Source organism: Homoserinimonas sp. A520 (assembly GCF_054489245.1).
This window is the reverse complement of the sequence record NZ_JBTMWX010000004.1, coordinates 143,151-156,710: the sequence shown is the minus strand read 5'-3', so window position 1 is coordinate 156,710 and position 13,560 is coordinate 143,151. Positions and strand designations below refer to the sequence as shown.

Annotated in this window: 16 protein-coding genes; 10 read left to right on the top strand and 6 right to left on the bottom strand. The window is 67.0% G+C overall.

Going from position 1 to position 13,560, the window contains the following annotated elements; all coding sequences use genetic code 11:
- The first annotated feature begins 3 nt into the window (after nt 1-3).
- Together ACX3PH_RS11775 and ACX3PH_RS11770 are read left to right on the top strand one after the other, a co-directional pair.
- Complete coding sequence (locus ACX3PH_RS11775) at nt 4-1,671, top strand: BCCT family transporter (RefSeq protein WP_459092721.1); 1,668 nt, start codon at nt 4-6, stop codon at nt 1,669-1,671.
- A gap of 31 nt (nt 1,672-1,702) precedes the next feature.
- On the top strand, nt 1,703-2,446 hold the full coding sequence (locus tag ACX3PH_RS11770) for a DUF6994 family protein (RefSeq protein ID WP_459092719.1): 744 nt from the start codon (nt 1,703-1,705) through the stop codon (nt 2,444-2,446).
- Between the two features lie 6 nt (nt 2,447-2,452).
- Here the strand turns inward: ACX3PH_RS11770 and ACX3PH_RS11765 are convergent, their stop codons facing one another.
- Nucleotides 2,453-3,472, bottom strand: a complete 1,020-nt coding sequence (locus ACX3PH_RS11765; RefSeq protein ID WP_459092880.1) for an LLM class flavin-dependent oxidoreductase — start codon at nt 3,470-3,472, stop codon at nt 2,453-2,455.
- Between the two features lie 78 nt (nt 3,473-3,550).
- Here ACX3PH_RS11765 and ACX3PH_RS11760 point away from each other — a divergent pair, with 78 nt between their 5' ends.
- The 3 genes from ACX3PH_RS11760 to ACX3PH_RS11750 are packed head-to-tail and all read left to right on the top strand — an operon-like array spanning nt 3,551 to nt 5,250.
- The gene (locus tag ACX3PH_RS11760; protein WP_459092717.1) at nt 3,551-4,051 is read left to right on the top strand and encodes a glutathione peroxidase; all 501 of its coding nucleotides are present in this window, start codon (nt 3,551-3,553) and stop codon (nt 4,049-4,051) included.
- Between the two features lie 20 nt (nt 4,052-4,071).
- Nucleotides 4,072-4,533 (top strand): RNase H family protein, encoded by a 462-nt coding sequence (locus ACX3PH_RS11755; RefSeq protein ID WP_459092715.1) that lies wholly within the window; start codon nt 4,072-4,074, stop codon nt 4,531-4,533.
- A 36-nt stretch (nt 4,534-4,569) separates the two neighbouring features.
- A complete protein-coding gene (locus tag ACX3PH_RS11750) occupies nt 4,570-5,250 on the top strand; it encodes a histidine phosphatase family protein (protein WP_459092713.1) in 681 nt (226 codons plus the stop codon).
- A gap of 164 nt (nt 5,251-5,414) precedes the next feature.
- On the opposite strand, the gene ACX3PH_RS11745 is transcribed toward ACX3PH_RS11750, so the two are convergent.
- Entirely contained in the window at nt 5,415-5,579 is a 165-nt protein-coding gene (locus ACX3PH_RS11745) for a CsbD family protein (protein WP_459092711.1), read from the bottom strand.
- 118 nt (nt 5,580-5,697) lie between these two features.
- On the opposite strand from ACX3PH_RS11745, the gene ACX3PH_RS11740 reads away from it, so the two are divergent.
- Nucleotides 5,698-6,471 carry an EI24 domain-containing protein gene (locus tag ACX3PH_RS11740; protein WP_459092709.1) on the top strand — a complete coding sequence of 258 codons (774 nt, stop codon included), beginning with the start codon at nt 5,698-5,700 and terminating at the stop codon, nt 6,469-6,471.
- A gap of 86 nt (nt 6,472-6,557) precedes the next feature.
- Here the strand turns inward: ACX3PH_RS11740 and ACX3PH_RS11735 are convergent, their stop codons facing one another.
- Nucleotides 6,558-7,850, bottom strand: a complete 1,293-nt coding sequence (locus tag ACX3PH_RS11735; RefSeq protein WP_459092707.1) for a M18 family aminopeptidase — start codon at nt 7,848-7,850, stop codon at nt 6,558-6,560.
- Between the two features lie 123 nt (nt 7,851-7,973).
- Entirely contained in the window at nt 7,974-8,582 is a 609-nt protein-coding gene (locus ACX3PH_RS11730; protein ID WP_459092705.1) for a hypothetical protein, read from the bottom strand.
- Nucleotides 8,583-8,773: 191 nt separating this feature from the next.
- On the opposite strand from ACX3PH_RS11730, the gene ACX3PH_RS11725 reads away from it, so the two are divergent.
- The 3 genes from ACX3PH_RS11725 (at nt 8,774) to ACX3PH_RS11715 (ending at nt 11,785) form a co-directional block, all read left to right on the top strand.
- Complete coding sequence (locus ACX3PH_RS11725) at nt 8,774-10,615, top strand: sensor histidine kinase (protein ID WP_459092703.1); 1,842 nt, start codon at nt 8,774-8,776, stop codon at nt 10,613-10,615.
- Nucleotides 10,612-11,265, top strand: a complete 654-nt coding sequence (locus ACX3PH_RS11720) for a response regulator (RefSeq protein ID WP_459092701.1) — start codon at nt 10,612-10,614, stop codon at nt 11,263-11,265. Before ACX3PH_RS11725 ends, ACX3PH_RS11720 begins: the two co-directional genes overlap by 4 nt.
- Before the next feature lie 169 nt (nt 11,266-11,434).
- On the top strand, nt 11,435-11,785 hold the full coding sequence (locus tag ACX3PH_RS11715) for a YciI family protein (RefSeq protein ID WP_459092699.1): 351 nt from the start codon (nt 11,435-11,437) through the stop codon (nt 11,783-11,785).
- 67 nt (nt 11,786-11,852) lie between these two features.
- Here the strand turns inward: ACX3PH_RS11715 and ACX3PH_RS11710 are convergent, their stop codons facing one another.
- Nucleotides 11,853-12,038 (bottom strand): hypothetical protein, encoded by a 186-nt coding sequence (locus ACX3PH_RS11710; RefSeq protein ID WP_459092697.1) that lies wholly within the window; start codon nt 12,036-12,038, stop codon nt 11,853-11,855.
- 483 nt (nt 12,039-12,521) lie between these two features.
- Between ACX3PH_RS11710 and ACX3PH_RS11705 the strand changes: the two genes are divergently transcribed.
- Nucleotides 12,522-13,175, top strand: coding sequence for a M50 family metallopeptidase (locus tag ACX3PH_RS11705; protein WP_459092695.1), 654 nt, complete (start codon nt 12,522-12,524; stop codon nt 13,173-13,175).
- 13 nt (nt 13,176-13,188) lie between these two features.
- On the opposite strand, the gene ACX3PH_RS11700 is transcribed toward ACX3PH_RS11705, so the two are convergent.
- The gene (locus ACX3PH_RS11700; RefSeq protein WP_459092693.1) at nt 13,189-13,560 is read right to left on the bottom strand and encodes a YccF domain-containing protein; all 372 of its coding nucleotides are present in this window, start codon (nt 13,558-13,560) and stop codon (nt 13,189-13,191) included.

Below are 13,560 nucleotides of genomic sequence, written 5' to 3'. Positions count from 1 at the left end.
GACATGGCGCACGTTCCAGACGATCAATACGCGGCACGGATCGGCGATCCGGTATCCGCACCACTGGCCAGGGGCTGGGCGAGCGTCGACAAGGTGGTGTTCGGAGTTTCGGCCGGCATCATCCTGGTCATCTGCCTGCTCGGCATCCTGGTAACCGACACCTTCGAGGCGGCGGCGAGCGCGGCGCTCGGTTGGGTCACCGAGAACGTCGGCTGGCTGTTCATCCTCGGCGCGACCGGGTTCGTCGTCTTCGCCCTGGTGCTCGCCTTCGGCCGGTACGGCAACATCCCGCTCTCCAGCGAGGGCGAGAAAACCGAGTTCTCCACGATCTCCTGGGTGGCGATGATGTTCAGCGCCGGCATGGGCATCGGGCTGATGTTCTTCGGCGTGTACGAGCCGGTGACCCACCTGGCCGACCCTCCCCCCTATGTGAATGCCCCGGCGGAAAGCGCGGAAGCCGCACGCGCCGCGATGGCCTACACCTTCTTCCACTGGGGGCTGCACCCGTGGGCCATCTACGCGGTCGTCGGCCTGACCCTGGCCTACTCGACGTTCCGGATGGGGCGCGGCAACCTGATGAGCGCGCCATTCCAGTCACTGTTCGGCAAGGAGCGCATCGAGGACAAGGGCTGGGGCAAGCCGATCGACATCCTGGCGATCATCTGCACCAAGTTCGGCTCGGCGACCTCGCTCGGGCTGGGGGCGCTGCAGATCGCGGCCGGCATCGCGCTGCTCCGCACCGGCGAATTCGCGGATGAACCAGACACCGCCGTCGCGATCATCGTCATCTGCGTGCTCACCGTCGGGGTCGTGCTTTCGGCGGCCAGCGGAGTCTCGAGGGGCATCAAATGGCTGAGCAACACCAACATGGTGCTCGCCGGCGTGCTGCTGCTGTTCGTCTTCGTCGTCGGGCCAACCGTGTTCATCCTCGACCTGCTGCCGTCGTCTATCGGCTCGTACCTTTCCAACCTGATCCCGATGAGCTTCCACTCCGCGGTATTCGGAGGCGGCGAGTGGCTGGCCAGCTGGACCATCTTCTACTGGGCCTGGTGGATCTCCTGGACCCCGTTCGTCGGCACCTTCATCGCCCGCATCTCCCGCGGTCGCACCATCAAGGAGTTCGTGCTGGGCGTGCTGTTGGTGCCCACCGCGGTGAGCACGATCTGGTTCGTCGTGTTCGGTGGAGCCGGCCTGCACCTGCAGCTGGGCGGCATCGATATCGCCGGAACCGGAGACGAGGCGGCCGGCTTCTTCGCGGCCCTGCAGCAGTACCCCTTCTTCATCGGGGCGGCCCTGGTGGTGATGACCCTCACCGCGGTCTTCTTCGTCAGCGGGGCGGATGCCGGTGCTCTCGTGCTGGGGACCCTCTCCAGCCGCGGGCGCAAGGAACCGTGGAAGCCGCTCGTGATCCTCTGGGCGGTGCTGACCGGCGCTGTCGCCGCGGTGCTCCTCTATGTCGGCGGACTGCCGGCGTTGCAGACGTTCACGATTCTCGCGGCGACCCCGTTCATCCTGATCATCATCGGGCTGTGCCTCGCCCTGTACGCGGACCTCAGACGCGACCCGCTGCGCCAGCGGCGGGCAGGGCCGGTGCGCGGCGCCTCGGAGACGCTCTCCACGGTGCCCTTCACAGAACCCGTCGACCTGCCCGATGCGGATGATGAGCAGTAGTCGCAGTTAGCATCCTGTGCCATCATGAACCATGCATGGTGAACCCGGGTTCGATGTCTCATTCGACTTCCGGACCGACGTCCCCGTCGGGAAGGACCCTGACGAATTCAGCGCCAGATTACGAGCAACCCACCGGCTTCTCTGGTCAAGGCCACTGAACTCGGGCACAGCGCTGGAGCTGGTCGCCCCTTCGTCCAGACGAAAGGGTTACCTCCTCAACGCGTACCCGAATGGTCCCGAGCTCTGCTTCGGCAGCGACGCGATTACTAACTCCTACACCACCTGGATACGCCCGAGAACGTTGGTGAATGCGATTGCCGAGCTGGATGAGCATCAACGTTTGAGGTACCTGAACCCTGCATACACCGTAGGAAGCACCATGATCTGGCCAGTCCGGACCAAGGACCAGCCAACAATAAATCAAGCGCGAGGAACTCGCTCAGAAATCGCCGACCGTATAGACCTCACTCTCGAGTGCGTTCGACTGCACTACGCGGGCGATTCAGACTCACCGTTGGCTGATGTGTTCCACGCTTACCGCGACTTCTTTTCGCTGTTCGCCGACTTCTCGGAATTCATCACCTTCTTCCACTTTCAAGACCTGGTTACAGACGATCACACCCGAGTTGAGTTCTTTCTACCGTTCGACGGGTTTGACCGCCCCGGCACTCCCCAGTCCACCGATGAATACATCACCTACCGCGAGGCAACGGTGTCGTTTATCGAGGGCCGCGAACGTCTGATCAGCGATAGGATGACTCGCGTTCAGCCCTGATGAAAGTCAACGCCAGCCGACCGTCGGCGCGACCAGTTTCACGATGCTCTCGAGCAGACGGGCGTTGTAGTCGACACCGAGCTGGTTCGGTACCGTCACGAGCAGGGTGTCGGCCTCCTGGATTGCGACGTCCTTCGCCAGTTCTTCGGCGAGCGCATCCGGCTCCCCGATGTAGCTCTTGCCGAACCGGGCCAGCCCGCCGTCGAGGTGGCCGACCTGGTCCTTGCCCTCGACCTGGGCGCGCAGCCCGAAGTAGTGGCGGTCCTCCTCGGTGACGAGAGGCATGATGCTGCGGCTGACCGAGACCCGAGGCTCTTGCCTGTGCCCGGCATCCGCCCAGGCGTCCCGGAACATGCGGATCTGCTCGGCCTGCAATTGGTCGAACGGCACGCCGGTGTCTTCCGTGAGCAGGGTCGAGCTCATCAGGTTCATCCCCTGCTCGGCGGCCCACACCGCCGTGGCGCGGCTGCCGGCTCCCCACCAGATGCGTTCGCGCAGCCCCGGCGAGTGAGGCTCGATGGGCAGGAACCCGTCGCTGCCGACCATCTTCGGGTTCGCCCGCGCCACCCCTGCTCCGTCGATCGCCGCTCGGAAGATGGCTGCCTTGTTGCGGGCGTCATCCGCGTCGCTGCTGCCCTCGCCCGGCACGTAGCCGAACGCCTCATACCCGTTCAGGGCCGGTTCTGGTGAGCCGCGGCTGATGCCCAGCTGCAGGCGCCCGTCGCTGATCAGGTCGACGGCGGCCGCCTCCTCCGCCATGTACAGCGGATTCTCGTACCGCATGTCGATGACGCCGGTTCCCATTTCGATACGGCTGGTGCGCGCGGCGATCGCGGCCAGCAGCGGGAACGGGGACGCCAGCTGCGGCGCGAAGTGGTGCACGCGCACGAACGCGCCATCCACCCCCAGCTCTTCGGCGGCGACCGCCAGCTCGATGGACTGCACGAGCGCGTCGCGGGCGGTCTTGACGACCGAGCCAGGCACATCCTGGTAGTGGCCGAAAGAGAGGAACCCGATTCGCTTCATACCCGGTGCAGCGTTCATGCCTTCGAGCGTATTCCTCGTTCCCACCGTTTTCCGAAGGAGGTGCCATACGGTTCGACTATGGAACTTCGCACCACCACCCTGACCGACCTCCCGCTGACCCGTCTGGATGGCACCCCGGAACGCCTCAGCGACTATGACGGCAAGGTGCTGCTGGTGGTCAACGTCGCATCCCGCTGCGGATATGCGCCGCAGTACGAACAGCTGGAAGAACTGCAGCGCACCTACGCGAGTCACGGGTTCAGCGTGCTCGGGTTCCCGTCGAACCAGTTCGCGCAGGAGCTGAAGTCGGCGGATGCGATCGAGCAGTACTGTTCGGCCACGTGGGGCGTCACCTTCCCGATGTTCGAGACCACGCGGGTGAACGGGCGGTCCAGGCATCCGCTGTTCTCGGCGTTGCACCAGGTGAAGGACCAGGCCGACCGCAAGGGCCGGGTGAGGTGGAATTTCGAGAAGTTCCTTATCCTGCCGAACGGGGACATGCACCGCTTCCGCAGCAAGACGCTGCCGGACGACCCCGCGATCGTCGAGCTGATCGAGCACGCACTCCCGGAGGATTAGGCGCCGATACGATTGAGCCCATGATCATCGCCGCAGCAGACGGGTCCGCCCTCGGAAATCCTGGACCCGCCGGCTGGGCCTGGTACGTGAACGACGGATGCTGGGCGGCCGGAGGCTGGAAGCACGCCACCAACAACCAGGGCGAGCTGAAGGCCGTGCTCGAGCTGTTCCGGGCGACCGCGCACCTCGACGACGACCTGCACGTGCTGTGCGACAGCCAGTATGTGATCAACTCCGTGACCAAGTGGATGCCCGGCTGGAAGGCCAAGGGCTGGCGCAAGGGCGACGGCAAGCCGGTCATGAACCTGGAGTTGCTCAAGGAGCTCGACGACGCGATCGTCGGCCGCCGCTACACCTTCGAGTGGGTGCGCGGGCACGTCGGGCACATCCTCAACGAGGCCGCCGACCTGCGTGCGCGCTCGGTCGCGGAGGCGTTCCAGCGCGGGCTCCCGATCCCGTCCGGCCCCGGCTGGAACGACTGAGGCGTTCTGTCAGCGACGCTCGCTTAGGCTGATCGGGTGCGACTCTTCCTCATCCGCCACGGCCAGACCCCGGCCAATGTGCTGGGCCAACTCGACACCGCCCACCCGGGCCCGGGTCTCACCCAGCGCGGCCACGAGCAGGCTGCGCGGGTTCCGGATGCGCTGAGCAGCGAACCGATTGACGCCCTCTTCGCGTCGACGCTGGTGCGCACGCAGTTGACTGCCGCTCCGCTGGCGGATGCCCGGACACTCGACGTCGAGGTCAAGACGGGCCTGCACGAGATCGAGGCCGGCGACCTGGAGATGCGCAGCGACCACCACTCGGTGCGCCGCTACCTGGAGACGGTGTTCGCCTGGGGCTCGGGCGAACTGGATGTCGCCATGCCGGGCGGCCCGACCGGCCACGACTTCTTCGGGCGCTACAACGCCGACCTGGAGGAGATCGCGGAGTCTGGCGCGTCTTCGGTGGCCGTAATCAGTCACGGTGCCGCCATCCGCGTCTGGGTTGCCGGCAACGCGACCAATGTCGCGCCCAGTTTCGCCGGCGAGAACGACCTCGATAACACCGGTGTGGTCGTCGTTGAGGGCTCCTTCACCGACGGCTGGACCCTCACCCGCTGGGCCGACCAGCCGGTGGGCGGTGCTGAGCTGGCGGATGCGACGGCAGCCGACCCGACGGGAGAATCCCTGAGCGAGGCGCAGGCCGCCGACAGCTAGACCGCGCCAGCCGTCGCGCAAAAGCAGGAGAAACCAGGTCGTTGCCGAAAATAGTTCCCTCATTCGGTGCGGATGGCCGAAAAGGTCCCTCATTTGGGCCTGACCGAACCTGAACGTGAGAGGACCCCGCCCGGTGAGCACGGGCGGGGCCACATTGGATGGGGCTAGTCGGTGAAGGCGTCTTTCACGTTCTCGCCGGCCTGCTTGAGGTTGGCCTTCGTCTGATCCATCTTGCCTTCGGCTTCGAGCGATTCGTTGTCGGTCACCTTTCCGGCGCCCTCCTTGACCTTGCCCTTCATTTCTTCTGCCTTGTTCTCCATGTCGGCCATATTGATCAACCTCCTAGTCGAAAACGTCAATTGGTCGGGTCCACGTTAACCCTCGCTATTGGCGGCGGGGAGGGGCTGACAGCACTCTCGCAGGCTCGCGCTGACCTAGGCTGTTCGCGTGAAACCACCGCGAGTTCCCGGCACCGTGAAGCGGTTCTTCACCGGCCCGCGCTACCTCGCCAAGGGGCTGGGAATGTGGGCCACCTCCCCCAGGCTCATGTTCCTCGGCGCGATCCCCGCCCTCATCGTCGGCGCAGTCTTCATGGCCGGGGCGGTTCTGTTCGTCATGAACATCGACACGATCGCGGCCTGGTTGACCCCGTTTGCCGAGGGCTGGGACGAACCGTTCCGCATCGCCACGCGGGTCGCGGCCGGGCTGGCGGCATCCGTCATCGTCGTCTACGCAGGCCTCTTCACCTTCACCGCCCTCACCCTCGCGGTCGGCGACCCCTTCTACGAGCGCATCTGGCGTGAGGTCGAGAAACGCGGCGGCGGCCCGGTGCCTGAACCGTCGGAGACCGTGTGGGCATCCGTCCGCCGCGGGGTGGGCAACGGCATCCGGATGTTCGCGGCCACCGCTGCGATCGGCGTGACCCTGTTCGCCTGCGGGTTCATCCCGGTGGTCGGCCAGGTCGCGGCGCCCGTGTTGGGCGCCCTGTTCGGCGGCTGGCTGCTCGCGGTCGAACTCTCCGGATTCGCCTTCGACGCCCGAGGGGTGACGCTGCGCCAGCGGCGGCGGATGCTCGGGGCGAACCGCGCGGGCACCGTCGGTTTCGGCGTGGCCACCTACCTGCTCTTCCTCGTGCCGTTCGGGGCGGTATTCGCCATGCCGGCGGCGGTCGCCGGGGCCACCATGCTCAGCCGTGACGCGCTTGATCTCTCCGTGGGTTGAGTAGGCGCGCAGCGCCGTATCGAAACCAAGCCATATTCACCGCGGCCGCTCAAGCCATCGGCTGATGGAGTCGCGTGCGGGAGCGGCTAGGCGGGGGCGAGGAATGCCTCGATCGCGGCGGTGAACGCGGCGGGGTCCTCGGCGCCGCAGAGTTCGCGGGCCGAATGCATCGACAGCAGCGGGATCCCCACATCGACGGTGCGGATGCCGAGGCGGGTCGCCGTGAGCGGGCCGATGGTGGTGCCGCACGGCATGTCGTTGTTCGACACGAACTCCTGGTAGCCAACTTTCGCCTGCGCGCAGGCGCGGGCCCACTCTGCCGCACCCATCGCATCCGTCGCATACCGCTGGTTGGCGTTGATCTTGAGCAGCGGCCCGCCATTCAGCACCGGGCGATTGGCCGGGTCGTGGCGATCCGGGTAGTTCGGATGGACGGCGTGGCCGGCGTCGGCGGAGAGGCACCAGGAGTCGGCGAAGGCTCGCATCCGGTCGGTGTCGGATGCTCCGAGGCCGGCGCTCACTCGGGTGAGGATGTCGGCGAGGAACGGCCCGCTCGCCCCTGAGCGGGTGGCCGAGCCGACCTCCTCGTGGTCGAAGGCGGCGAACATCGGGATGTGCGCGTGCCGGTCGCCGAGGCGCAGCAACGCGGTCAGGCCGGAGTGCACCGATGACAGGTTGTCGAGGCGGCCGGATGCGAAGAAGGCGTCGTCGAGGCCGAACACGGTCGGGGGCGCGGTGTCGGCGACGGAGATGTCGTAGCCCGCGACCTCGGATGCCTTGCGTCGCCCGGCGAGGCCGGTGAGGTGGCCGAGAAGGTCGGCATCCGCCCGGTCGCCGAGCCCGAACACCGGGTTCATGTGTGCCTGGCGCTTGAGGGTGAGCTTGTCGTTGACCTCGCGATCGAGGTGGATGGCCAGCTGCGGGAAGCGCAGGAACGGTCCGGTGCGCACCAGCGAGGTGGTGCCGTCCGTGAAGGCGATGCGGCCGGCGAGTTCCAGTTCGCGGTCGAGCCAGGAGTTGAGCAGTGGGCCACCGTACACCTCGACGCCGGCCTGCAGCCAGCCCTCCGAGCCGATGGTCGGCTTCGGCTTCAGTTTGAACCCTGGCGAGTCGGTGTGCGCACCGAGGATGCGGAACGGCGTGGTCGCGGTGGCGTTGGCCGGCCGGATCCAGGCCACGATCGACCCGTCGCGGATGACGTAGTGCCGTCCTGCAGCCTTGGTCGCCTTGCGCTGGGGGCGGCTCCAATCATCCGCCTCATGCAGCTGGGTGAAACCGGCCTCCTCCAGGCGACCGGCCGCCTCGGCGACAGCGTGGAAGGAGGAGGGTGACGCTTCGACGAATCGGGCGAGGTCCTGGATGTGGTCGGAGGCAGTCATACCCCAATTCAAGCACCCCTGCGGCGGGTCCCGGCTCGGCGCAGGAATCGAGGAGAAAGCAGCATCCGCTCGCCGTTTTCTCCCCGAATCCACGCTGATCGCGCGATTGGTCCTCGAAAACGGCTAGCCGGCGGCGGCGTGCTCCAGCTCAGCCTCCGCCGGCGTGGAGCTCGACGCGGCGGCGAATCCGAGCAGCGCGACTCCGAAGTTGACGGCAGTCTCCGCGAAGCCAGGATGCGCGAACCCGGTGAAGTTGGACAGCACGAACACCAGCGGCAGCAACACGGCCGGCGCAATCAGGAAGGCGGCCGGCATCCGGAGCCCAGGACGGCGGATCAGCGCAAAGCCGAGCAGGATCGGCAGCACCAGCATGAACAGGAATGCGACGGTGAACACGATGCCGACCGCGCCGAGTGCCTCCACGCCGACCCCCGAGAAACCCGACCACAGGGTCACGCCGCCGAAGAGCAGGAAGGAGAACGCCAGCAGCCGCCGCACCCATCGCGAGAATCCGCCCCGATCGATGCGCGGGCCGAGCTGCACCAGCAGCACGGCGAGGATGAGGTACGGGATCGCGTGGGCGAAGTCGACCCCTCGCTCCATCCAGACCAGGCCGCCCACTTCCGCCCAAGGTGGCGGCGTTCCCTCGAACCCCTGCCAGAGGGCATCGGTGAGGGCGACGGTGGAGACGATTGTTGCGCCGACCAGGCCGGCGATGGGGAGCAGTTTCATGACGTGTCCTTCTGTTGCGGCGGTCGTTCCGCCGGGCTGACATCAGCGTGGCCGGGAGCGGCGAGCCGGACATCCGCCAGGGCGCACCAGCATGGTCGTCCCGAAGTCGTGTGCAGTTGTCCCCCGCAGGCGGATGCTCGTCAGACTTTTGGGGGACGCGCTGCAGCATCCGTCGCCGCTAGCCTCTGATCATGCGTCTCAGCCGACCATTGCTCAGTGAATGGGTTGTTGCTGCCTCAGGCGGTCTGTGGGTTGCCGCTTTCCTCGCGCCCGCGACCGAGTGGGCGCTGGCGATCGCACCGGTGGCCGGTGTGGTGATGCTGTGGTTGCGGCAGGCGCCGGCGACCGGAGCACTCCTGCTGGCAACCCTGCACCTGGCAACCGTGGCCCTGGGCGTTCCCGCGGAGAACCCCGCCGGACTGGTACCCGCCTTCGTCGCCCTGTACACGCTGGGCCGTCACGCGAGGGTCATCCGCGGCTCCGTGACGGCCATCCTGTACCTGGCGGCGATCGTCGCCTGGGATTTCGCCGTGCCGACCCTGCTGTTCGCGGTATTCGTGATGGGGGGAACGTTCGCGTTCGGACGCGTGGTACGACACCGCTCATCGAGTGCCGGCCGTGCCCGCGCTGCGGCGCTGAGGCTGGAGAACCTCGATGCCGCGTGCCTGACGGCCGAGGTGGTCGCCGACGAGCGGGCGCGGCTGGGTGGCCAAACCCTCGACGTGATCAGGCACTCGGTGGAGGAAATGAAACGGGACGCCTCGGCGGCCGCAGCCGACCTTGATCCGGTCGTGGTCCGGCGCATTGCCGAACGGGGCAGGGCAGCCGTCGCAGAATTGCGCTGGCTGCTCGGCCTGCTGCGCACCGAGCCGGAGCCGGCAGCGACAACCGCACCGAACCGCCGCCGGCGTTGGCTCACGGATGCCGCCATCACCCTGGTCATGCTCGCACTCTCCGTCGTCGACGGCCAGATCGCTGTCGAACCGCTGTCTCCGATCGGCTGGCTGCTGCTTCTCGCGCTGCCGACGACGCTGCTGATCCGTCGCATCCGCCCGGCGATCGCCTGCCTGGCGGCGGCCGCCATCGTCGCTCTCATGCTGGTGGCCGGGTCGCCGCTCCTCGTCGGCGTGGGCTTCGCCGCCCTGCTGACCCTGGCGCTGTTGGCCTGGTCGGCGGCCATCGACGGGAGCCCCCTGGCGTGGGCAGGCCTGGCGCTGCTCACCGGTGCCGCCCTGGCCCGGCTCGGGGCACTGGACCCGGCTAACGTCCCCATCACCTTCATGCTCCTGGCCCTTCCCGCGTTCGCCGGCCACGAGTGGGGTGCCCGTGACCGCGCGGGCCGCCTGGCCGAAGCTCGCGCGTCCGCGTTGAGGGCTGCCCTCGACTCGCACATCGACCGCGCGGTTCGGGCCGAGCGCCTGCGCCTGGCCCGCGACCTTCACGATGTGACCAGCCACGCGGTCGGCGTCATGGTCTTGCAGGCGTCGGCTGCACAGGCGTTGCTGGCCTCAAACCCTGACGCTGCCCGCAGCGCGCTGCGCACGGTCGAGGTCGCCGGCGCCCAGGCGTTGTCCGAACTGGACGTCCTGTTCGACATTCTCGATGCCGGCGCGATCGGCGGCCCCGGCCTCACCAGACCAGCACCGGAAACGCTTGACGAGTTGGTCGAGCGGATGCGCGCCATCGGGTTGCAGGTCACCCTGCAGTCGGCCCCCGTCGACCCCGCCCTCGGCGAAACGGTTTATCGCATCGTGCAGGAGGCGCTCACCAACGTGGCCAGGCATGCGCACGCCAGCACGGTGCGCGTTCGGGTCGGCGTGGTCGGCGGGGCGGTCGAGGTTGCTGTCACCAATGACGGCCCGACCGAGTTGGTGGATGCCGCGGACACGGGCACCGGCTTCGGTCTGGCCGGTCTTGCCGAGCGGGTTCGTGCGGTCGGCGGCGGGTTCACCGCGGCCCCACTCCCCAGTGGTGGCTACGGCGTGTTCGCGCGGCTGCCAGTCATGCGGCGCGTACCGTCGGGGATGTCATGATCCGGGTGGTGATTGCGGACGACCAGGACCTCATTCGTGCCGGCCTTCGGGCGATTCTCCAAGCCGAGCCGGATCTGAAGGTGGTTGGCGAAGCATCCGACGGTGCCTCGGCAGCCCGGCTGGCAGCATCCGAAACCGCCGATGTGGTGTTGATGGATGTGCAGATGCCCGGTAGTGACGGCATCGAAGGCGTGCGGCTGGTCGCTGCATCCCGACCGCAGGCACGCGTGCTGATGCTCACCATGTTCGACCTGGACGAGTACGTGTTCGGGGCACTGCGCGCGGGGGCGAGCGGGTTCCTGCTGAAGACGACACCGCCGGCCGAGCTGGCATCGGCGATCCGCGAATGCCACAGCGGCGAGCTGCTGTTCGCGTCGACCATCACCCGCCGACTGGTGGAGGCTTTCGTGCAGCGGCCGCCGGTCAGCGACGGCGTTCCTGGCGAGCTGGCCGGGCTGACTGAACGCGAGCTCGATGTCTTCCGTGCGTTGGCGGGTGGCCTGTCGAACGCCGAGATCAGCGCGAAGCTGTTCCTCGGTGAGGCGACGGTGAAGACGCACATCACGCGCATTCTCTCCAAGCTGGGCCTGCGCGACCGGGTGCAGGCGGTGGTGCTGGCGTACGAGTGCGGGCTCGCCGGGCGACGCTAACGCGATAGCAGGAGATATCGCGTTCCGGGCTGCGAATCCTCCTCCTTTTCGTGCGGATGTCCGAAAAGGTCCCTCAATTGGGATGGGGACCGGCGGGGGCGTAGCTATCCCGCAGCTCCAGTGCGACAGTTGGTAGTACGCATCCGCCGGCAACGCGCGAGGAGTGACGATGAAGTTCATGATCATGGTGTTCGGTGACGAGAAGGACCTGCACTCCCGCCCGCCGGAGTGGGCTGAGGACGTCACCGCGTTCGCGGCGAAGCTCGACAACGAGCTGGCCCACACCGGTGAACTGGTCTACTCCGAGATCCTGGAGGACGGCGGCGGCGCCACCGTGGTCGACCGGCGGCGGCGGTTCCACCACGGCTCGATCACCGGCCGCGGCTTCCCGCTGTCCAGGTTCTGGGTGGTGAAGGTGTCGAGCGGGGAGCGGGCCGACGAGATTGCGGGCTCCCTCGCCGAGGTCATCGGCGCTGCGGTCGAGGTGCGCCGGGTGATGGAGGGGTCGCAGCGGCCCTGAAGTCCCCGGGCTTAACAGACGAACCGGCAGTGACTGGTTCGTCACTGCCGGTTCGCGGTTCGCGTTGTTACTCGTCAACGAGCACATACTCGTCTGCGCTGGGCCGCACCTCGAGTTCGGTCGGGACGACGAGCTCCTGGAGCTGCTGCTCCTGCTCGAGCATCCGCTCGTGGGCGACGCGTTGGTGCTCCAGTTCGCGGGGCATTCGCTCTTCGCGCTGCCTCCACAGTGTGTATGTCAGGTACTCCGACATTGTCTTGCTCCTTCATGGGATAAGTCGTGGGTGATGGTTGGGGTGCGGCGACCGGTGGGGGCGGATGCCCGGAAGGCCGGTCGGCGATCCCTCGGTGCTGGCCCGGCGGTGCGGGCGGACGGGTGGAGGGTCGGGCACATTGGCCCGGACGTGGAACTAGTCATCGGTTAACCTCATCGGTTGAGCGCTCTGCGCTCCGATGAACGGTTACGCGGTGAGCGGGGTGGAAGTGAAGAGTGGGCGGAGGGAGGTGCAGAACGCGATATCAATCGCGGCACGGTTTGCGATGGTGTTCATCACGGGTACCCCCTCCTCTCTGACTTCCGGCGCGGCCTTAATGCGGCGCAACTCGAGTAATACTACTCACCTCATGCCGCCTTTGGCTAGAACTTTTTTCGGCGTTTCTCCTGCGAGACTGGACGCATCGACTTCCTCAACTCCCTCCTCGCCCCTGCTGAGCCGATTGATGTCTCCGCGCCGGTCATGCTCGCCATCCTCGCCGGGGCCGCCGCCCTCAGCGTTCCCCGCGCCACCTGGCAGTGGTTCGGACTGTTCACCACGCTGGTGCATGAGCTCGGCCATGCTGTCGCGGCGATCGTGACTGGAAGGGTGGTGCATGGCATCCGCATCCGTCGCAATCATTCGGGTGATGCGCTGAGCAGTGGGCGCGGTGTGCTCGGCACCGTCATCAGCGGGGTGATGGGCTACCCCGCCCCGGCGGTGGTGGGTGCCGCGCAATTGTGGTGCGTGTTCACCGGGTACACCTCGATCGCGCTGTTCGCCGGCGGGGTGGTGCTGTTGCTGACGCTGCTGGTGATCCGAAACGCGTTCGGGGTGCTGGTGGTGCTCTTGTCAGCTGCTGCTAGTGCGGCACTGTGGTTCTACGCGACAGCGGAGGTGCAGAGTTACGCCCTGCTGGTACTCGGCATCGCGCTCCTGGTCGGGTCGGTGCGCGGGTTGTTCGGGGTGATCGCGGTGCACACCAGTCGTCGCGCCCAGTTGCAGACGTCGGATGCCTACCTGCTGTTCCGCAGGACGGGCGTCCCCTCGCCGCTGTGGCTGGCCCTGTTCGCGGCCATCATCGGGGCGTGCGTGCTCTTCGCGGTGACGGCGTACATCCTGCCGCGCGTCTCGTAGCGATGCTGCCGTGCTACTTGTCGACGATCACTTTGCCGAGCGGCAGCAGCGCGACGGGCACCATTTTGAAGTTGGCGATGCCGAACGGGATGCCGATGATGGTGAGGCAGAGCAGAACGCCGCTGATCACGTGTTCGGCGGCAAGCCACCAGCCGGCAAGGACAAGCCAGATCAGGTTGCCGAGGAGCGACCCGAGGCCCGAGGTGGGCTTATCGATGACCGTCTTGCCGAACGGCCACAATGCGTAGACGCCGATGCGGGCGGCGGCGATCCCCCACGGAATGGTGACAATCAGCACGCACATGATGGCGGCGGCGAGCATGTAGCCGAGGAACAGCCAGAACCCGGAGAACACCAGCCAGAGCACGTTCAGGATCGTCTTCAT